We start from the raw sequence: 18,862 nt of genomic DNA, 5'->3' as shown, positions 1-18,862 counted from the left end.
CAGCTAATAACTGAAAGCTGTGCTACAGCGCTTTATGGTAAATCTCTGAGCCTGTTTGCTTAAACTCTTCAGATTTAGCTTTCATCTCGGCCTCTACATCAACCATTTTGATTTCAATGGCATCACCCACGTTATTAGGATCAATACCGCGCGCTTCTAGATCTTTGGCGTAGTCGCGTACTTCTTGGGTTATTTTCATGGAACAAAATTTAGGGCCACACATAGAACAAAAATGCGCAACTTTGCCTGATTCTTGCGGCAGTGTTTCATCATGGTATTCACGGGCGCGAACAGGGTCTAAACCAATATTAAACTGGTCATGCCATCTAAATTCAAAGCGCGCTTTTGATAGCGCGTTATCTCGCTCTTGTGCACCTGGGTGACCTTTCGCTAAATCGGCGGCATGAGCGGCAATTTTGTAGGTAATAAGGCCTTCTTTAACGTCTTCTTTATTTGGCAAACCTAAATGCTCTTTGGGTGTTACGTAACACAACATCGCACAGCCATACCAAGCAATCTGCGCTGCACCAATACCCGAGGTAATATGATCATACCCAGGGGCAATATCTGTGGTCAGTGGGCCTAAGGTATAAAATGGCGCTTCATCGCAATGTTTAAGTTGCTCATCCATATTGGCTTTGATCATATGCATAGGCACATGTCCAGGGCCTTCTATGAACACTTGTACATCATGCTTCCAAGCTATTTTTGTCAGTTCACCTAAGGTACGAAGCTCACTAAATTGCGCTTCATCGTTCGCATCGGCAATAGAACCCGGACGTAAACCGTCCCCTAGTGAAAAACACACATCGTATTGTTTTAAAATTTCACAAATATCTTCAAAGTGAGTGTATAAGAAGTTTTCTTTATGGTGCGCTAAACACCATTTAGCCATAATTGAGCCACCACGTGACACAATACCGGTTACGCGTTTTGCTGTCATTGGCACATAACGTAGCAGCACACCAGCATGAATGGTAAAGTAATCAACGCCTTGCTCTGCTTGTTCAATTAGGGTGTCGCGAAATATTTCCCAAGTTAGGTCTTCTGCTACGCCATTTACTTTTTCAAGTGCTTGGTAAATTGGAACAGTACCGATAGGTACTGGTGAATTACGTACCAGCCATTCACGGGTTTCGTGAATGTAACGTCCTGTTGATAAATCCATTACGGTGTCAGCACCCCAGCGGGTTGACCACACCATTTTTTCAACTTCTTCTTCGATAGATGAGCCCACTGATGAATTACCTATATTGGCGTTAACTTTAACTAAAAAGTTACGACCAACAATCATAGGCTCGGTTTCTGGGTGATTAATATTGTTAGGTAAAATAGCGCGTCCACGAGCAATTTCATCGCGAACAAATTCAGGAGTAATAAACTCAGGGATACTCGCGCCAAACGACTCTCCTTTATGCTGCGCAGCTAATAACTCTTCACGTATTTGCGCACGCCCCATGTTTTCACGTATCCCTACATATTCCATTTCTGGGGTGACTATCCCTTGGCGAGCATAATGCATTTGGGTGACATTTTTACCCGCTTTTGCACGGCGTATTTTTGGAAGGTGTTCAAAGCGAATATGATCTAGCCCATCATCAGCCATACGCTGCTGTGCAAACTGTGAGGTTACCGACTCGAGTACTTCGGTATCATTACGGCTCTCAATCCATTGTTCACGGTATTTATTAAGTCCCTTGCGCACATCCAATTTAAATTCAGGATCGGTATACGGGCCTGATGTATCGTAAACACGCAGTGGTGCATTTGACTCATACACTGGGTTTTGTTCATCACCACCAATAAAAGTATCGCTCAATGTGATTTCACGCATACCCACACGTACGCCTTGCTGGCTACCTGCAACGTATACTTTATGGGAGCTTGGAAACGGCTGACCGGTTAAGTTATAAATATAATCTGATGCGGCCGCACGAGTTTCGCGACGGGTGGCTTTATTTGTTGTATTTGACATGACTTACCTCATTGCTAAAGGGTTGTCTTGTCAGATATTCCGCTGAGGAATAGAGAAAGATCGTAAAGTAGCTTTATGCGACTTTGCGGCCTAAGACGGATGTTGCTTTTTTGTGCGCATAAAAAAAGACGCACAAGCGTCCTAGTTAGGCAGCTTGTTCCCTACGCAGGTATTAACCTGATCAGGTTCACGGATCCCGCTTTCGCGATCTCAGCCTAAATAAAACTTAGGCACTCCGACAAGTATTTGAATTTTTCGTTGATTTGATAATGTTTTGATCAAATCTGCGATGAGTGTACGTCAGTTGAAAATTCCCTGCAAGGGGCTGTTTTTCAAAACTCAAAAATTATTTTGGGATAAACACAAATTTTTGTTCAGCTTGCATTACCAATGTTTGGTCTTGCATGTTAAGCACTGCACCTTGCTGCAGAGCTTGTAAAAACTGTTGTTCAAACTCATCCAGTTCAGGGCCACATGATTTACGTGTCATACCTAATTTGCTTACGCTCAGGCTACTGTCTTCAAGTGAGCCTTCACCAAAAAACTTATTACATCCGGCAAAGCCGTTTATTTGTAGCGCTTCTATAAAACTCATTGATGCTTTAAAGGACGCGGGAATAGCCAAATCATCAACCTTTGATAATTGCCATTGTGTATATTTTAGCTGCTCAGTGGTAACTGTCCCTGTTGATGCGCAACCAACACATAAACCGATTACGAGCATCGGTATTGCTGCTAATTTCATGTTACTACTAACTTATTGTCTAATTAATGTAATAGTATCAATATTTGTCAGGTTTATCCGTTAAAAATGCATATTTTAAATGTAAATTTTTGTTTAAAATTCATGCTATTTAAAACTATGCAACGGCTTGGAATAAGTTATCTATCTGTGGTGGTAAAAATGGCCGACCTTTCTCATTAACCGATGTACCAATAACTAAGGCATTGAGCATCATTTTTTCATCTTGTTTGCGCACTACCGTTTGTTTAAATGCAAACTTAAGACGACTAATACGCACAGGCTCTACCGCCACATAAAACTCATCCCCTGGTAGTAGGGAATGTTTGTAATCCATTTCACTGCGTATCACCACTAAGTTAATTTTATCTTTCGCAAGTTGTGCAAAATCAACGCCGTGTGCGTATAAAAACTCGTGGCGAGCGTGCTCAAGATAATTAAAATAAACACTGTTATTCACAATACCTTGTAGGTCACATTCGTAGTCACGTACCTTAAAGTCTACTTTAAAGGTCATATTAGTAATCCCAATTATTTAACGTATAATTGCCGCGTTTATAGCACAAGTGTTGAAATAATTGCTACCATACAAGTCCCTAAAATGGAGTTAAGTAACCTAATGAACTTACGTTTGTCTTTAATTACAGCCACGTTATTACCCCTGCTCGCAGCACCTATATATGCTAACGCAGATGACACCGAACTAGAGAAAATCATTGTTACCGGTGACTTTCAGCAAGAAAGCATTCAAACATTAAGCGCCAGTGCCAGCTTATTTTCTGAAAATGAAATGAATCAACGTGGTGCAACGTATTTAGACGAAATGTTAGCCAGTGCAGCCAATGTAAACTTTGCTGCTGGTGCGTCTCGCGGTCGTTATATTCAAATTCGCGGTGTCGGTTTACGCTCGCAGTTTGTTGACCCGATAAATCCATCTGTGGGCTTAGTAATTGACGGTATTAATTATTCAGGCTTAGGTGGTAGTTCATTATTGTTTGATATTGACCAAGTAGAAATTTATCGCGGTCCTCAAGGTACACGTTTTGGTGCAGATGGCATGGCGGGCATGATCCAAATGCAATCAGCTAGTGCAACCAGCGATCCTAGCTTAAAATTACATTTAGGCGCTGGCACTTATAACAGCCACGAAGCAGGCCTTGCTGCTAGTACCGGTTTAACAGATGACACCAGTGCCCGCGTTAGCTACTTTCGCAGAAAGTCTGACGGCTACGTAGACAACCTTTATTTAGATAAACCCACTCAAGATCAAGATGAGCAAGTTGCACGCTTTAAATTAAATAGCCAACTCACAGCTCATTTAAATTCAGAGCTAAACCTGCACTATATCGATATTAATAACGGTTACGATGCATTTACCCTTGATAATTCTCGTAACAGTCTTGCTGATCAACCAGGCGAAGATAATCAACAAAGTTATGCTATTGGCCTGAATAATACTTACACTGGTTTTGATGCCTTTGATGTCAACTTAAACCTTTCAGCCATTGATACAGAACTTTTTTATAGCTTTGATGAAGACTGGGTGTGTAACGATACTAATAAGCCGCAATTATGTGCCGCCGGTTTACATCCTGATGGCTATAGTTCAACAGATATTTATAGCCGCGATCGTGATGATCAAGCGCTCGATCTGCAATTTACTGGTAAAGCAGGTAACTGGGTTGCGGGTATTTACTATCAAAACCGTGATGTGGATTTAGAGCGTCAATATACGTGGTTAGCCAACCCGTTTGCTTCAACCTATGAAACTAATAACATTGCAGCTTATGGCCAATTAGCCACAGCAATTGGCCCAAAAACTACGCTTATTACTGGTTTACGAGTTGAGCAATATCAAAGTGATTACACCGATAGTAACGGTTTTATTGAAGAAACTGACGATATTATGCTCGGTGGTAAAATTGCACTTGAATACCAAGTTATTGACCGTACCATGATTTACACCAGTATCACCCGCGGTTACAAAGCTGGTGGTATTAATTCAGAAGCGCTAGCAAAAGCAAAAGATGAAGGTTTAAGCTTAGATGCTGATTTTTTCAAACAGCATACCAGCTTTGATCCAGAGTACTTGTGGAGTGGTGAGTTTGGCGTTAAAGGTTCATCGCTAGATGACAAGTTTACCCTGCGCTTAGCGGCGTTTTATATGCACCGCGATAATATTCAATTAAAGTCGTGGCAAGTATCAGATCAACAATTTACCGGTTATGTCGCCAATGCCAGCTCTGGCAGCAACTACGGTCTTGAAATTGAAGGCAGCTACTTACTTACTGATAATTTACTCATTAGCGGTAGTGCTGGCTATTTAGATACGAAAATAAACGACTTTGTCACTAAATCGGGCTTAAACCAAGATGGCCGCGAGCAAGCACAAGCGCCTAAATATCAATACGCATTTAGTGCACGCTACAATGTTACTGATGAGCTATATGCAATGTTAGGCGTTGAAGGCAAAGACGATTATTACTTCTCAGACAGCCATAATGCACAAGCTCCAAATACAAACTTAGTAAATGCGAGCCTTGGTTACGAAGCAGAAAACTGGGCTGTTCGTGCATGGGCACGTAATGTGTTTGATGAAACCGTTCCAACTCGCGGTTTTGAATTTGGTAACAACCCGTTAGATGGTTATACAAGTCAAACTTACATTCAACTAGGTGAGCCACGTGTAGCCGGCGTTACGTTTACGCTTAATTTGTAATACAGCTACCAGTTGTCAGTTAGGGATAAAAAAACACCGCGTTTAATGCAAACGCGGTGTTTTTTTATCTGATAGCTGACCGCTAAAAGCTATTAGCTGCTTTAAGCTCTGGCCACATCAAACGCAATCACTTCTTTTATTTTTTGTTTATTGGTTGCTAGCATCACGAGTCTATCAATCCCTAATGCAACCCCCGCACATTGCTCTAAACCATGTTCCAATGCCGCAATTAAACGCGTATCCATAGGAACTTGCTTTAAGCCGTTAGCAGCACGATAGGTGTTGTCTTCGTTAAACCTTTTTGCTTGTTCTTTAGCATTAGTGAGCTCATTAAAGCCGTTAGCCAGCTCCATATTTTTATAATACAACTCAAAGCGCCCTGCTACTCGCTCATCGTGTTTACAAATTTGTGCCAGTGCCGCTTGTGATGCCGGAAAGTGATACACAAAACATGGCTTATCTTGTCCTATTGTTGGCTCTACTTTCATACAAAATAATAATTGCAGCAAGGTATCTTTATGAGTCTCGTTTTTAGCAATATCAGCAAAGCCATGTTCGCATGCGAGTTGTTGTAACTGCGTGATAGATACAGTTAATGGATCGACCCCTAACGCGCGTTCAAATGCCTTTTGGTAGGTAACGCGCTCTGCAGGAGCAACCTCAAGAATGAGCTGCATTAGCTCATCTATTTCGTCCATTAAAGCAAATTCGTCAAACCCAGGCCGATACCATTCGAGCATAGTAAATTCAGGATTATGATGACTGCCCGCTTCTTCATTTCGAAATGCCTTACAAAGCTGAAAAATAGCGCCTGAGCCGGCCGCTAACAAGCGTTTCATCGCAAACTCTGGAGATGTTTGCAAAAACAGGGGTAGCCCACCAGCATGGCCTGGGCCCACAAATGTAGTATTAAAGCTGGCTAAATGCACATCGGTTACACTGGCAGCACTTAAACTCGGTGTTTCGACTTCCATTACATTACGCTCATAAAAGAATTCCCGAATGCTGCGCATAATTGCTGCGCGTTGCTTAAGTATTTCTATGCTGGCACTCGGCTTCCAAAGATCTGCTGACATATTTTCTCCAAAAAAAATCCCAGCTTAAGCCGGGATTTAATTAATAAGACGCGTTGCTGCTTACTTAACACGGCTCACGTATTCACCATTACGAGTGTCTACTTTAATTACTTCGCCAATTTGTACGAATAATGGAACACGTACTACAGCACCTGTGCTAAGCGTTGCTGGTTTACCACCTGTGCCCGCTGTATCACCTTTAAGGCCCGGATCAGTTTCAGTGATCTCAAGCTCAACAAAGTTTGGTGGAGTTACAGCAATTGGGCTGCCGTTCCATAATGTAATAGTACATACATCGTTTTCAACTAACCATTTGCCAGCATCGCCCAGTGCTTTTTCGTCAGCAGCGATTTGTTCAAATGTTTCATTGTTCATGAAATGCCAAAATTCACCGTCTGTATATAGGTACGCTAAATCGGTATCCATTACATCAGCACCTTCAACCGATTCACCCGATTTAAAGGTTTTTTCAAGTACCTTGCCAGAGATAAGCTTACGGATACGAACACGGTTAAACGCTTGGCCTTTACCCGGTTTTACCATTTCATTTTCTAAGATACTGCAAGGTTCGCCGTCCATCATAATTTTTAGGCCGCCCTTGAACTCGTTGGTGCTATAATTCGCCATCGTTTCCTCTATTTATATTTTTCGAGTAATCTACGTGCCAATGATACAAAGAAATGAAGCAAATTTGCATAAAAACTGGCAAAAAGAATTAGCAAATGTAGTTACCTGCCCAAAAGTGTTGTTAGAAATGGTTGGTTTATCGAGCCAAGTCCATGAAAACGACATAAAAGCTCGTAGCTTGTTTCCTGTTCGTGTGCCATTGCCTTTTATAAAAAAAATTCGTCATGGCGATGCAAATGATCCTTTATTGCTGCAAGTTATGCCTCGCCATCAAGAATTTTTAACTAAGTCGGGGTTTAATAAAGATCCGCTACTTGAGCAAGATAACAATCAACCAGGTCTGTTACATAAATATAAATCACGTGTTTTAGTCATGTTTAAAACTGGTTGTGCGGTAAATTGCCGCTACTGCTTTAGACGCCATTTTCCTTATCAAGAAAACCAGTTAAATAAACGCAGCCTAATTGATGCATTGAGCTATATACAAGCTGATAAAAATATTAACGAAGTGATTTTAAGTGGTGGCGATCCACTAATGGCCAAAGACGATGCTATTAGTTGGTTTTTAGATGAGCTTGAGCAAATACCACAAATAAAACGGATGCGCATACACAGCCGCTTACCTGTTGTGATCCCTGCACGCATTACTGAACAATTATGTGAAAGATTAGCAAAGTCACCACTAAAAATTATATTCGTGAATCATATTAACCATGCTAACGAAATAGATAATGACTTTAAAAACGCCATGAACATGCTAAAACAAGCCAATGTACTGTTATTAAATCAGGCGGTTATTTTAAAAGATGTTAACGATACAGTTGATGCGCAAATAAACTTAAGTGAAGCCTTGTTTGATACAGACGTAATGCCTTATTACTTACACTTACTGGATAAGGTAGAAGGCGCAAGTCATTTTGATATAGATGAGGCGCAGGCCATAAAAATAATGGCAGAGCTTTTAGAAGCCCTGCCAGGATTTTTAGTGCCTAAACTAGTAAGAGAAATAGGGGGCCAAAAAAGTAAAACCCCTATTGACCTCAAATTGGTTTAAACATAAACGTTTACATTATTCCCAAGTGTTGCAGTAACCGACTTAGCCGGTGTTTGCGCACTTGAGGATTGTGTAGCACCTTCAATAAGCGCAAGTGCAGCGGCGCCATCAGCTTGCTGTTGCTTTTTAGATAAAGCAGCAGTTAAAACCTCTGCGCCTTGGCCTGCACCAGGGATTGTAGGTAGATTTCCACCTGATATATTCATAACTCACACCTGACATTTAAATGTAATACACGTATTATAGTCGCTGAATTGGTAAATTACTTTACCAACCCACTTAAGTATTTATCGGCAACATTGCACTAAGCTTTAGGAAAACCATGGATTCTATAATTGAACAACTCAACGCCAACTTAAAAATTGTTTACCGTCAGGCGCTTGATGCTGATAAAAAACTCGATGAGTTACAACAGCAAGGCCACGGAAAATTTAAAGCCTTATTTGCCGAAGACGCTGGATTTAGCTTTGAAGCTAAACGCTTTAAGCCTTACGTTTTAGACGTTGCCGCAGATGTAGAAAGCTTATCAAGCGACGGTTTAGACGAAGAAAAGCTAAAACAAGCAGTTATTAAACTACAAAACTTACTAACCTTGTTAGCGACCTTTAAGTAAGCACTCTGGGCTTACTGCGCAAAACATCTGTTGCACAGATGTTTTGCGCTATGTTACTTAATACGCGGTAAAATTTGTTCACCAAACCACTCTGTTAATAAGCGTTTTTCGTAGTAAAATGCTTCATCTCGACCCATTTTAATTTTATCCATAAAACCCATATCTTTTAAACTTACGTTATCTTCTTGTGCGACAACGCCACTTTCATCATTGAGCACATAATTAAATTCAATGCGTGGAAAGTGAATAGGTTTTACCACTCGGATTTCGTTAACACCGCCATAGCGTACGTCTCCGGCTAAATCTAAATCGGTGACTTCAATTTTTAAACTGTAGTTTTTAGGAAGTTGCTCGCTGAGCTTTGCAAAGTGTTCATCAATACTTTTGGCTATTTGCTTATGGTATGAGCCTTTAGTTTGGTTTGATGGGCGTACATCGCGATAATCATTAAAGTCATGCCATTTCACTTGAGCCTCACCCGCGCAAACAACACTCGGTAGTGCAATACACATCAACATTGCTATTTTTTTAACTAAGTTCATACGTTTCTCCAACGAGTATTTTGATCATTGTGATCAATTGAATATTTTACAAATCGCTATACATCACTTTAGCAATTACATATGAACTATAACTTAATCTTTACGCTGAGGTGTTATTAAAATTGCACAAAATGTAATCGAAAGTACGGTTTACGATCATACTATTACAAAGCAAATAAAATAATACATGTAAAAACTCATTATTTATGGTGAAATTAGGGTAATTGAACAGAGGTTTCCAAGGAGCATTCATGGCAATTTTAGTAACCGGTGGCGCAGGCTATATTGGCTCACACACCGTTTTAGAACTTTTACAGCAAGGCAGCGACGTTATCGTTATCGATAACTTAAGTAACTCCTCTGAAGAGTCACTTGAGAGAGTGAAAAAAATAACCGGTAAAGCAATTACTTTTTATCAAGGTGATATTTTAGATAAATCCTTTTTAGACTCAGTATTTGCAAAACATAACATTGATAGTGTAATTCATTTTGCAGGTTTAAAAGCGGTTGGTGAGTCGGTAGCCAAACCAATCGCGTATTATCAAAATAACGTACAAGGCACATTAACACTAGTTGATGCTATGCGTGACGCGGGTGTGTTTAAACTGGTATTTAGCTCATCTGCAACAGTTTATGGTGACCCTGCAAGCTTACCAATACGCGAAGACTTCCCCGTTGGCGGTACAACCAACCCATATGGTACGTCTAAACTAATGGTTGAAATGATGCTGCAAGATATCGCTAAATCAGATGAGCGCTTTGCGTTTGCTATTTTGCGCTACTTTAATCCCGTTGGTGCACATGAGTCAGGTTTAATTGGTGAAGATCCTAATGGCATTCCTAATAATTTACTGCCTTTCATTTCACAAGTTGCGGTTGGTAAATTAAAGCAGCTCGCTATATTTGGCGATGATTACGACACGGTAGATGGTACTGGTGTTCGCGATTACATTCACGTTGTAGATTTAGCCTTAGGGCATTTAAAAGCACTTGATAAAATAGCCGCAGAAACCGGTGCGCTTGTTTATAACCTTGGTACCGGTAACGGCTATTCAGTATTACAAATGGTTAATGCGTTTATTAAGGCTAGCGACCAAGCAATCCCTTATGCGGTGTCACCTCGTCGCCCAGGTGATATTGCAGCCTGTTATGCTGCGCCAGAAAAAGCCCTTAGTGAACTAGGTTGGCAAGCTGAGCGTGGTATTGATGTCATGATGCAAGATACTTGGCGCTGGCAATCAAATAATCCAAATGGATATAAGTCATAAAGGCATCTTTAAGTTATCAGCTTAAAATTAAAACACCGCATTTAAATTAAATGCGGTGTTTTAATGTTGTACTTACCAATTTTGCATTTCTACAATCCGTGACTGGGTTCGCGCATATTCAAAGCTTAATTTTTTACCTTGGTATAACTCGTTTATGTCGGCCTGAGCGTTAATCACCAGTAATTTGTGGCAATCATAAAACTCATCGACTAAGGCAATAAAACGCCGAGCTTCATCATCGAGTGTATGCTCATCTAACTGCTGCTTTTCGCGCTGATAGCTGTCTTCTATACCATGCACAATAACTTTACCAGTTGCCTCTTTTCCCATTATTGGCACATTCGCGATGTATACTACCGAAAACTGTTCTGCTAAAAACATATAGTCATTGGCGCTACGAGGGCCTGAGCACAATGCCATAAAATCAATCAGTAAAGCATCGTCAGTTTTTAATAAATAAGGAAGCACTCGGCCATGCACAGTTATTGTATTATTACGCATTGCATGAGAATGTGCGGATAAAAACCCAGCCTCAAATTCAGCATCGGGCAAGTTAATAAAATAATGACGACTACTTCTGCCGTATCTAAAGCGGTGATCTTCCTCCCCCGCTACGTTAATTACACGACAATGTTCATTTATTAAATCGATAGTTGGTAAAAATCGCGCGCGTTGCAGACCGTTGTAATAAAGTTGCTCCGGTTTTGCGTTAGAGGTTGCTACTAGCACCACGCCTTGTTCAAATAAAGCGTTAAATAACCGAGCCATGATCATGGCGTCACCAATATCACTAACAAAAAACTCATCAAAACACAGCACTTTTATCTTTTTGGCCCACTGTTTAGCAATTATTTGCAGCGGATTTTTATCCCCTTGTAACTTGGCCAATTGAGCATGAACTTTTTCGATAAAATGATGAAAGTGCAGGCGCTGCTTTTTCTCTGTGGGTAAGTTTTCATAAAATAAGTCCATCAACATAGATTTACCTCGACCAACCGGGCCATATAAATATATTCCCCTTATTGAAGGTGCTTTTTGCCACCAGCTTGCAGGCTGATTTAATTGCTCACTTAAAGACTGTAACGCACTCACAGCTTGGTGCTGCGCCGCATCGGAATCAAGCTCTCCTGATGAAACCTTGCTATGGTACAGGCTTAAAATTTCTGTACTGGGCTCTGTCATGGTATTTCACTATCCGCTATACTCGCGGCCATTGTAGCCGACTAAAAATGTGAACAACATGAAATTTCCTTGCCGTTTAGATAAATTTATTAGCCATTTAGCAGAGTTACCACGCTCAAAAGCCCGCGCAGCAATAAAAAGCCAAGTGGCTTGCGTTAATGGCGAGGTGATCACGGCATTCGACTTCCAAGTTACTCAGCAAGATGACGTGTTATTTCATGATCAGCCATTAGTGTTTTTAGGTAAACGCTACTTTATGCTCAATAAGCCGGTAGGTTATGTATGCGCTAATTCAGATGAGTTACACAAAACCGTATTTGATTTGCTTGATGAGCCAAACATGGCCGACTTTCACATTGCCGGGCGTTTAGACATAGACACCACAGGCCTAGTGCTTATTACTAATGATGGCGACTGGTCACACAAAATTACCTCGCCTAAAAAGAATAAATTTAAAACCTACTTGGTTGAAACTCAAGAGCCGATTACCGATGATGCACTGCAGCAATTACGCGACGGTGTGCAGCTTCACAATGAAAAAGATTTAACTCGCCCTGCTATTGCTGAGCGCTTAGGGAATTATGGTTTACGCTTGTCTATTTCTGAGGGGAAGTATCACCAAGTAAAACGTATGCTAGCAGCGGTAGATAACAAAGTAGTTGAACTACATCGTGAACAAATTGCGGGTATAAAGTTAGGTGAAGATTTGGCTGCAGGTGAATACCGCCCATTAACTGCCGCAGAGATAAAACTGTGAGGTTGTTTAGGTGTTAGGAAATGGTTCCGGGCGAGGTTCGGGCTGTTCACCTGCCGCTCTAGGCTCGATGCTCGTTGCCTTCTATAATCTTGCCTAATCTCTGTTCTTACGATTTAATCTGCACTAAATCAAAGTCTGTCATCCCAGGTACAATCGCTTGCAGCCGAGACTCAGTAATATCTAGAGAGTTTAAACATTCACAATATTCAGAGGCTTTAAGTTCTAATTGATGGGCTTTTTTCTGTAACGACTTATCGATTTCTTTGGTGATGATATCCATGCGTTGCCCCATGTCGTTCATGCGGTCTTCTATATTGCCTTCTCGAGATTTAAACGCATCCCCAAGCGACATTAAAATAGCACCCAAAGAGCCATGTACTGCGGAGTGTATTTTTTGACTAATTTCTTTAGTAAAAAAATCATCAATTTGGGAAAGCGATTGAGGGGCTATAAAAAAGAAATCGTCGCCACGTTTAAACTTATCCATAAGTGCGCGCTCTACATATTGTAATTGCGTTTTTAGCACTTCGGGTTCTTTATCTGACATGCCCTCAACAACATGCTCAATAGCACTGAGTCCTAGGTTAACGCCATCGGTCGCTAAATCGACCAACTCAGGAACTGTTTGACGAATACCATTGCTAAATTGTTCTAGCACTTTGCTTTCGTCGGTGCTTAAATCGACCCAGTAGCCTCGAATAAACAATTGATTATTATTGTTAATTTGCACCCTTGTTTGGCCTTTATCAACAATACGGATCACATCATCGGTAATAATTAAACCATGACGAAGTTCAACATCACATTGTTTTTGTGCGATTGCATTGGAGCTTAAAAGTGCCATTGATAACGCCAATATCGAACGAGATAAAAACGCCATAAACACCTCAAAAAGACTAAAATAGGGGGTGGCTAGATTAACAAAAAACCAACTTTATGCAAGCAAAAGTAACACCCTAAAAACAAGGCACCATGAAACGTAACGTTTACACAGCGCCTTTATCCTCTGGCTTGTACTATTAAATAGGTGAGCCTGGTGGTATTGGCAGGGCTTTAAAATTGTCAGGCCACTGGCCTGTTGTTAAAAACTGATTAATTTGCGACGCTAAATAATTTTTAAATGCGCTGTCACCCACTTCAGGATGGCCTAGCAAAGAGTGCTGATTAAACTCATCAGCAAGCTTGCTTAAATAGAAATGTAGTTGCGCTTGCACTTCAGGGCTTAAACCGTCGTTAGCCACAAGATCAGCCATGGTTTTTGCCGTTAGGTACTGTACTCGTTGTGTTACTTTTCCTATCATGGTGGCAGGCGCTGATACATTAAACACTTGCTTATTTAACTGTTTAAGCAGCTCATCTAGGCTATAAAAGCGGTTATCACGAGCTTGTTGCTGTGCTAAACGATTTAATCGTTGAGCATTGAGTAGTAACGATAAGCTATGCTGCGCTGCCACTTCAGGCAATGCAAGTGCATCCATAGTCAAGCCGGTACGACCCACTATACTTTCTCGTGATTTAGACTCGCCATACGCCTTTGGCACAATCAAAGACAGTATCGACTCTGGCAGCGTTAAATTAGTTGCTTTTAGGGTGGCTAAAATAGCATTAACTGCTTGTTGCTGAGCCTCTTTAGCTACAACTTGGGCGCCTTTAACGGGTGCGTCACTGCGAATTTCATAGTCATAATCAACACCCGCAATAAGCTTTGCAACCGCTTCAACTTGATAACGGTGGAACAAGTAAAGTGGCACTAGCTTTTCTTCTAACTGCGACAGTGCAACCCCAGTTTTTATATTGTTAATACCAAACTGCCCGAGCGCCTGCTTTCGCACATCAAGCACTCTAAGTAATTCTTCACTTGGATTACCGCCATTATCCCAAAGATGCGCTGTAGGGTGCGCACCACCTTTTGCACGGGCATCACTGTCGGAAATAAACGCCAAACCTTGTGCTTTATTTTGCTGCAAAATAGCAGCGAGTGCTTCGCTTTCATCTTGGCCGGTAAAGTCACTGTAGCCATATTTGATCACTTGCGTATCCCATGCGCCCATGCCTTTAGCATAACCTTGAGATACATCTAACTGACCATTATCTGCAAAGCTCAATAACGGATGCGGATAATCCATCACCGAAGCACGATTATTTACTGACGCAGCAAAGTTGTGCGCAATACCTAGTGTATGACCAATTTCATGAGCACTGAGTTGACGAATACGATCAAGTGCCATTGCATGTAAAGTACCTGCCACTTCATTGCCTTTTAAATAAGGCGCAGCGAGTGATTCAGCAATAAGGATATCTTGACGCACTCGCAGCGACCCTAGTGTCACATGGCCTTTAATAATTTCACCTGTACGTGGGTCTATAATTGAACTGCCATAAGACCAACCTCGGGTTGCACGATGCACCCATTGAATAACGTTGTAGCGCACATCCATAGGATCTGCATTACTTGGTAGCACTTTAACTTTAAAGGCATTTTTATAGCCTGCAGCATTAAAAGCGTCATTCCACCATTGCCCGCCATCTAATAAAGCCGTTTTTACTGGTTCAGGTACCCCTGGATCTAAGTAATAAACAATAGGCTCTACTGGCTCACTAACTGCTAGGCTTGGATCTTTTTTTGCTAAACGATGACGCGGAATGTAACGCACGTACATAGACTCATCGAGCCCTGCTGCATAATTTTTATGCTCCACACTCCAATAACCCGATTGCGGGCTAAATTTTCGTGGCGTGTAATTATCATCAGGCAATTGAATAAGTGAATGGTGCATGTGCACACTCAAAGCGTAAGGATCAGCACTCACTTGGCGAACGTATTTACCTGGTTTAGACCCTTCAAAGGTGAGAATGGCTTCAAGTTCAGTATTTTTCAAAAATGCTTTTGAGCGATTCATAAATACCGCACTGCGTGACTCATCAAGGCTAAACTGCCCTTGCTTGCGCGCAGCTAAAGTACGGCTTACGCCATGTACGTCACTCAGTAAATAAGGGGTGTAATCTATTAATGCAGCAGTGGCATCTTGAGCGACAACTTTAAAACCCGCCAAAATGCTGGATGCAAACGCTTCTTTAACGCTTTGCTGCTCTGCTATATTACTCGTGTTTGCACGGTAGTAAGTATTTACGGCACGTAACATCACCTTGTTGCCAAAGCGCTCAAACTGTACCAAATAGGTACCGCCTAATTGGCCTCTATCTAAACCTATATCGTTAGAGCCAACGCCATAAGGCAAGCTATGCTGTAGTAAAAATTGTTGCTCAAGTTTATCAACTTTTAAATACACATTGCCGTTTTGGGTATCGTAAAAGAAAGAAAAATAACCAGGGAAATGGTTCATTTTTTCAGTAAATTCGTCAATAGACTTAATTGCTGCGTGCGCTTGAGTTATCATACAGAGCAGCACAGTAAAGAGTATGTAACTTAATCGTGATATTTTTTGCATAATCTTATCTTTGTTATTAGCGTTTTAAATGCGATGTAGGTACCCCATTATAGGGGGTTATTTATACAATACAGTTATTTAAGACGAATTTCAGCGCTCTAAACTAATCTCTCTCACATTATGATTAGTTTTAACACGTTATCAGGAAAAAAGAATGCGTAGACTCCCACCAGTATTACTAGAAGATGGCTGTTCAAGAGAACTTTTGTCGTTAATTCGTACTATTTTAGCGGCATGTAAAGAAATTTCATTTCGCGTCGGTCAAGGTGAATTATCGGGCGTATTAGGCTCAACCCTCGATGAAAACATTCAAGGCGAAACACAAAAGAAACTCGATGTACTGTCTAATCAGTTATTAAAAGATATATTGCTGGAGTCAGGCACAGTTAAAGCGATTGCCTCTGAAGAAGAAGATTATACCGTTGCCGGTAACCCAGATGCTGAGTACATTGTTGCATTTGACCCACTTGATGGCTCGTCAAACACCGATATTAACTCGCTAGTAGGCACTATATTTTCTATTATGAAAGCGCCGGTGGGCTCTGATGCTGCTGATGAAAAGATTTTTATGCAACCTGGGCATCAACAAGTAGCTGCAGGTTACGTACTGTATGGGCCATCGACCATGCTTGCGCTAACAACGGGTAAAGGTACACGCATGTTTACCTTAGATAAAACCCAAGGTAGCTTTTTACTTACCCAAGATTTTGCCGCTATTCCTGCTAAAACCAATGAATTTGCAATTAATGCCTCAAACCAGCGCCACTGGGAACCGGCGATGCAAAACTACATTAACGACTTACTTGCGGGAGATACAGGCCCTCGTGCTCAAAACTTCAATATGCGTTGGATTGCTGCAATGGTTGGCGATGTACACCGTGTACTTAGCCGTGGTGGCTTATTTACTTACCCAACTGATACTAAAGATCCTAATAAGCCTAATAAACTGCGTTTACTTTATGAAGCAAACCCAATGGCAATGCTAGTAGAGCAAGCAGGTGGTATTGCTTCAACAGGCACTGAGCGTATTATGGATATTCAGCCTGATGCCATCCATCAGCGTGTTGCGGTTATTTTAGGCTCTAAAGACGAAGTGGAAACTTGCTTGAGCTATCATAAGTAAACTTTAAGAACAGGTTTTAGGTTTCAGTTGTCAGCTAGAGATAAGCCCTGTAGTGGTTACTAACATCTGAAACCTGTTGCTTAAAACCTTTCATACTTTCTGATAACCACCTGCTACTGTTGTAACAGCTTTAGCAACTGTGCGAGCTTTTGATGAGTCAACTCGCCCATTTGCTCGCTATTACTTAGCGCGTAAATAACGCCTTCATGCTCGGCGCAATTTATGTCATCTCGCGACTCAATGACATTTGCCCACAGCTGTAAATCGTCAATATCAATTTCTTTATTGAAACAACGCGTAAGTACATTAATTAGTACAGGCTTTGTGAGTGTATACAGGTAGATTTTATTGCTTGCTGCGGTTGAAACAATCACACTAATGGCGTTATCTCTTTGCTCGCCAAATGTAATAAATTCAGCCAATGCTTTTTGTATATTCATAATGTTTGTTATTCTTGCTGCTCTACTGTTAATAAGACCTAAAATGACCCAGATAAACTGCAGCCAATGTAATACAACGCTTAACTGTAATGTTAATGATATAACCGCATGTTGGTGTTATCAGTTACCTGCTATTTTACCACTCGATGATACAGCAACCAGCTGCTTATGCCGCTTATGTACTCTTGCTAAAATAAATAGCTATTTAGAGACTATATACACTCAACCAATAAAAGCTCAAATCGCTTTTGCTAAACAATTTAGAAGCCATGATAATTTAATTGAAGGGTTAGATTACACCATGCAGAATAATTACATGGTGTTTAGTAAGTGGTATTTTTTAAAACGGGGTACTTGCTGCAAAAACGGGTGTAAAAATTGTCCCTATAGTTAAATTAGCCACCCACAGCAATAGGCAGTGAGCTATCAGCGCCCCACTCACTCCAGGAGCCGTCGTAAACACTTAAATTATTATATCCGCATTCATCAGCGAACAATGCAAGCACACAGGCAGTAACACCCGAACCGCAGCTAAACTGTATCTGGGTTGCATTACCGACTAATTCACTAAACTGTGTTTGTATAAAGTCGAGTGATTTTGCCTCGCCATTTTCTAATAAACTACTTAAAGGTAGCGAGTAGCTATTAATAATGTGGCCGCTGCGCATACCCGCTCTTGGCTCTTTATTTTTACCGGTAAAGCGCTCATAAGCACGCGCATCTAAAATAACTGTATTGGCATCCTTAGTAGCACTTAGCACCTGTTTTTTATCAATAAAGTAATCAGGTTGGTAATGAGCAATAAAGTCGCCTTTTAGTGATGCTTGCGTATAGTTTGACTCAACCGCAAGCCCCAGCTCAAGCCACTTGGCTAAACCACCACTGAGCACTTTTACGTTATTAAACCCCATGGCTTTAAACATCCACCAGGCTCTAGCTGCACTGAATAACCCCGCATCTTCATAAATCACCACCAATGAGTCGTGATTAACGCCTGCTTTTTGCATCACCTGAGTAAATTGCTCTGCACTACACAAGGTATTGGGTAATGGGTTTGAAGTATCTGCGAGTTCTTTTTTGATATCAAACCGTTGTGCTTTGGGTAGCATAGCAACGGGCGAGTACTCCCCTGCAGCAGAGGGGCGTAGCATACCTGCATCAAAAATAACTAAGTTAGTTTGCTCTAAACGCGCATGTAACCATTTTGCACTGACTATGTTTTTCATCGTCTTGCCAAATTTAAGGAAATGAAATAGCTATATATTATTACAGCCTGTTTATAAACAGAATTTAGA

General features: G+C 41.1%; 19 protein-coding genes and 1 riboswitch. Of the genes, 7 read left to right on the top strand and 12 right to left on the bottom strand.

Annotation, left to right across the window (positions count from 1 at the left end; all coding sequences use genetic code 11):
• Positions 1-22: 22 nt before the first annotated feature.
• The 3 genes from thiC to ACNSN2_RS01205 form a co-directional block, all read right to left on the bottom strand.
• Positions 23-1,975, bottom strand: coding sequence for a phosphomethylpyrimidine synthase ThiC (gene thiC / locus ACNSN2_RS01215; RefSeq protein ID WP_418608242.1), 1,953 nt, complete (start codon positions 1,973-1,975; stop codon positions 23-25).
• 141 nt (positions 1,976-2,116) lie between these two features.
• Positions 2,117-2,223: riboswitch (TPP riboswitch) on the bottom strand.
• Between the two features lie 98 nt (positions 2,224-2,321).
• Complete coding sequence (locus ACNSN2_RS01210; protein ID WP_010390523.1) at positions 2,322-2,720, bottom strand: META domain-containing protein; 399 nt, start codon at positions 2,718-2,720, stop codon at positions 2,322-2,324.
• Between the two features lie 115 nt (positions 2,721-2,835).
• Positions 2,836-3,234 (bottom strand): acyl-CoA thioesterase, encoded by a 399-nt coding sequence (locus tag ACNSN2_RS01205; RefSeq protein ID WP_010390522.1) that lies wholly within the window; start codon positions 3,232-3,234, stop codon positions 2,836-2,838.
• A 102-nt stretch (positions 3,235-3,336) separates the two neighbouring features.
• Here ACNSN2_RS01205 and ACNSN2_RS01200 point away from each other — a divergent pair, with 102 nt between their 5' ends.
• Positions 3,337-5,436, top strand: a complete 2,100-nt coding sequence (locus tag ACNSN2_RS01200) for a TonB-dependent receptor (RefSeq protein ID WP_418608239.1) — start codon at positions 3,337-3,339, stop codon at positions 5,434-5,436.
• A gap of 101 nt (positions 5,437-5,537) precedes the next feature.
• On the opposite strand, the gene epmA is transcribed toward ACNSN2_RS01200, so the two are convergent.
• Together epmA and efp are read right to left on the bottom strand one after the other, a co-directional pair.
• Entirely contained in the window at positions 5,538-6,512 is a 975-nt protein-coding gene (gene epmA / locus ACNSN2_RS01195; protein ID WP_138607106.1) for an elongation factor P--(R)-beta-lysine ligase, read from the bottom strand.
• A gap of 60 nt (positions 6,513-6,572) precedes the next feature.
• Positions 6,573-7,139 carry an elongation factor P gene (efp, locus tag ACNSN2_RS01190; protein ID WP_010390517.1) on the bottom strand — a complete coding sequence of 189 codons (567 nt, stop codon included), beginning with the start codon at positions 7,137-7,139 and terminating at the stop codon, positions 6,573-6,575.
• A gap of 40 nt (positions 7,140-7,179) precedes the next feature.
• Here efp and epmB point away from each other — a divergent pair, with 40 nt between their 5' ends.
• Complete coding sequence (epmB, locus tag ACNSN2_RS01185; protein WP_010390516.1) at positions 7,180-8,193, top strand: EF-P beta-lysylation protein EpmB; 1,014 nt, start codon at positions 7,180-7,182, stop codon at positions 8,191-8,193.
• Here epmB and ACNSN2_RS01180 read toward each other — a convergent pair.
• Positions 8,190-8,399, bottom strand: coding sequence for a hypothetical protein (locus ACNSN2_RS01180; protein WP_008115467.1), 210 nt, complete (start codon positions 8,397-8,399; stop codon positions 8,190-8,192). The genes epmB and ACNSN2_RS01180 overlap by 4 nt on opposite strands.
• 116 nt (positions 8,400-8,515) lie before the next feature.
• On the opposite strand from ACNSN2_RS01180, the gene ACNSN2_RS01175 reads away from it, so the two are divergent.
• Positions 8,516-8,806, top strand: a complete 291-nt coding sequence (locus ACNSN2_RS01175; protein WP_010390514.1) for a hypothetical protein — start codon at positions 8,516-8,518, stop codon at positions 8,804-8,806.
• Between the two features lie 53 nt (positions 8,807-8,859).
• On the opposite strand, the gene ACNSN2_RS01170 is transcribed toward ACNSN2_RS01175, so the two are convergent.
• The gene (locus ACNSN2_RS01170; RefSeq protein ID WP_290170535.1) at positions 8,860-9,348 is read right to left on the bottom strand and encodes a DUF3016 domain-containing protein; all 489 of its coding nucleotides are present in this window, start codon (positions 9,346-9,348) and stop codon (positions 8,860-8,862) included.
• A 251-nt stretch (positions 9,349-9,599) separates the two neighbouring features.
• Between ACNSN2_RS01170 and galE the strand changes: the two genes are divergently transcribed.
• Positions 9,600-10,616, top strand: a complete 1,017-nt coding sequence (gene galE / locus ACNSN2_RS01165; RefSeq protein ID WP_138569808.1) for a UDP-glucose 4-epimerase GalE — start codon at positions 9,600-9,602, stop codon at positions 10,614-10,616.
• A 72-nt stretch (positions 10,617-10,688) separates the two neighbouring features.
• On the opposite strand, the gene zapE is transcribed toward galE, so the two are convergent.
• Positions 10,689-11,798: a cell division protein ZapE gene (gene zapE / locus ACNSN2_RS01160; RefSeq protein ID WP_418608234.1), complete on the bottom strand. Its 1,110-nt coding sequence runs from the start codon at positions 11,796-11,798 to the stop codon at positions 10,689-10,691.
• A gap of 58 nt (positions 11,799-11,856) precedes the next feature.
• Between zapE and rsuA the strand changes: the two genes are divergently transcribed.
• Positions 11,857-12,555 carry a 16S rRNA pseudouridine(516) synthase RsuA gene (gene rsuA, locus ACNSN2_RS01155; RefSeq protein ID WP_418608232.1) on the top strand — a complete coding sequence of 233 codons (699 nt, stop codon included), beginning with the start codon at positions 11,857-11,859 and terminating at the stop codon, positions 12,553-12,555.
• A gap of 106 nt (positions 12,556-12,661) precedes the next feature.
• Here rsuA and ACNSN2_RS01150 read toward each other — a convergent pair whose 3' ends face one another.
• Positions 12,662-13,435 (bottom strand): YggN family protein, encoded by a 774-nt coding sequence (locus ACNSN2_RS01150; protein WP_010390508.1) that lies wholly within the window; start codon positions 13,433-13,435, stop codon positions 12,662-12,664.
• Between the two features lie 139 nt (positions 13,436-13,574).
• A complete protein-coding gene (locus tag ACNSN2_RS01145) occupies positions 13,575-16,004 on the bottom strand; it encodes a zinc-dependent metalloprotease (RefSeq protein WP_418608230.1) in 2,430 nt (809 codons plus the stop codon).
• Between the two features lie 154 nt (positions 16,005-16,158).
• On the opposite strand from ACNSN2_RS01145, the gene ACNSN2_RS01140 reads away from it, so the two are divergent.
• On the top strand, positions 16,159-17,127 hold the full coding sequence (locus ACNSN2_RS01140; protein WP_008115459.1) for a class 1 fructose-bisphosphatase: 969 nt from the start codon (positions 16,159-16,161) through the stop codon (positions 17,125-17,127).
• Between the two features lie 113 nt (positions 17,128-17,240).
• On the opposite strand, the gene ACNSN2_RS01135 is transcribed toward ACNSN2_RS01140, so the two are convergent.
• A complete protein-coding gene (locus tag ACNSN2_RS01135; RefSeq protein WP_418608228.1) occupies positions 17,241-17,567 on the bottom strand; it encodes a hypothetical protein in 327 nt (108 codons plus the stop codon).
• Between the two features lie 43 nt (positions 17,568-17,610).
• Between ACNSN2_RS01135 and ACNSN2_RS01130 the strand changes: the two genes are divergently transcribed.
• The gene (locus ACNSN2_RS01130) at positions 17,611-17,961 is read left to right on the top strand and encodes a DUF5522 domain-containing protein (RefSeq protein WP_055012293.1); all 351 of its coding nucleotides are present in this window, start codon (positions 17,611-17,613) and stop codon (positions 17,959-17,961) included.
• Position 17,962: 1 nt separating this feature from the next.
• On the opposite strand, the gene ACNSN2_RS01125 is transcribed toward ACNSN2_RS01130, so the two are convergent.
• On the bottom strand, positions 17,963-18,793 hold the full coding sequence (locus ACNSN2_RS01125) for a sulfurtransferase (RefSeq protein ID WP_418608225.1): 831 nt from the start codon (positions 18,791-18,793) through the stop codon (positions 17,963-17,965).
• Positions 18,794-18,862: the final 69 nt, after the last annotated feature.

This window comes from Pseudoalteromonas sp. US3C1013, assembly GCF_048401115.1.
GTDB classification, from domain to species: Bacteria; Pseudomonadota; Gammaproteobacteria; order Enterobacterales; family Alteromonadaceae; genus Pseudoalteromonas; species Pseudoalteromonas undina.
This window is presented reverse-complemented; position numbering and strand designations above follow the sequence as displayed.

Bases quoted from the DNA above. Each gene is read 5' to 3' on its own strand.
- ACNSN2_RS01130 (WP_055012293.1), top strand. From the start codon at position 17,611: ATGACCCAGATAAACTGCAGCCAATGTAATACAACGCTTAACTGTAAT.
- ACNSN2_RS01200 (WP_418608239.1), top strand. From the start codon at position 3,337: ATGAACTTACGTTTGTCTTTAATTACAGCCACGTTATTACCCCTGCTC.
- ACNSN2_RS01205 (WP_010390522.1), bottom strand. From the start codon at position 3,234: ATGACCTTTAAAGTAGACTTTAAGGTACGTGACTACGAATGTGACCTA.
- rsuA (WP_418608232.1), top strand. From the start codon at position 11,857: ATGAAATTTCCTTGCCGTTTAGATAAATTTATTAGCCATTTAGCAGAG.
- ACNSN2_RS01175 (WP_010390514.1), top strand. From the start codon at position 8,516: ATGGATTCTATAATTGAACAACTCAACGCCAACTTAAAAATTGTTTAC.
- ACNSN2_RS01170 (WP_290170535.1), bottom strand. From the start codon at position 9,348: ATGAACTTAGTTAAAAAAATAGCAATGTTGATGTGTATTGCACTACCG.
- epmA (WP_138607106.1), bottom strand. From the start codon at position 6,512: ATGTCAGCAGATCTTTGGAAGCCGAGTGCCAGCATAGAAATACTTAAG.
- efp (WP_010390517.1), bottom strand. From the start codon at position 7,139: ATGGCGAATTATAGCACCAACGAGTTCAAGGGCGGCCTAAAAATTATG.
- epmB (WP_010390516.1), top strand. From the start codon at position 7,180: ATGATACAAAGAAATGAAGCAAATTTGCATAAAAACTGGCAAAAAGAA.
- ACNSN2_RS01135 (WP_418608228.1), bottom strand. From the start codon at position 17,567: ATGAATATACAAAAAGCATTGGCTGAATTTATTACATTTGGCGAGCAA.
- ACNSN2_RS01125 (WP_418608225.1), bottom strand. From the start codon at position 18,793: ATGAAAAACATAGTCAGTGCAAAATGGTTACATGCGCGTTTAGAGCAA.
- ACNSN2_RS01210 (WP_010390523.1), bottom strand. From the start codon at position 2,720: ATGAAATTAGCAGCAATACCGATGCTCGTAATCGGTTTATGTGTTGGT.
- ACNSN2_RS01140 (WP_008115459.1), top strand. From the start codon at position 16,159: ATGCGTAGACTCCCACCAGTATTACTAGAAGATGGCTGTTCAAGAGAA.
- ACNSN2_RS01145 (WP_418608230.1), bottom strand. From the start codon at position 16,004: ATGCAAAAAATATCACGATTAAGTTACATACTCTTTACTGTGCTGCTC.
- thiC (WP_418608242.1), bottom strand. From the start codon at position 1,975: ATGTCAAATACAACAAATAAAGCCACCCGTCGCGAAACTCGTGCGGCC.
- zapE (WP_418608234.1), bottom strand. From the start codon at position 11,798: ATGACAGAGCCCAGTACAGAAATTTTAAGCCTGTACCATAGCAAGGTT.
- galE (WP_138569808.1), top strand. From the start codon at position 9,600: ATGGCAATTTTAGTAACCGGTGGCGCAGGCTATATTGGCTCACACACC.
- ACNSN2_RS01180 (WP_008115467.1), bottom strand. From the start codon at position 8,399: ATGAATATATCAGGTGGAAATCTACCTACAATCCCTGGTGCAGGCCAA.
- ACNSN2_RS01150 (WP_010390508.1), bottom strand. From the start codon at position 13,435: ATGGCGTTTTTATCTCGTTCGATATTGGCGTTATCAATGGCACTTTTA.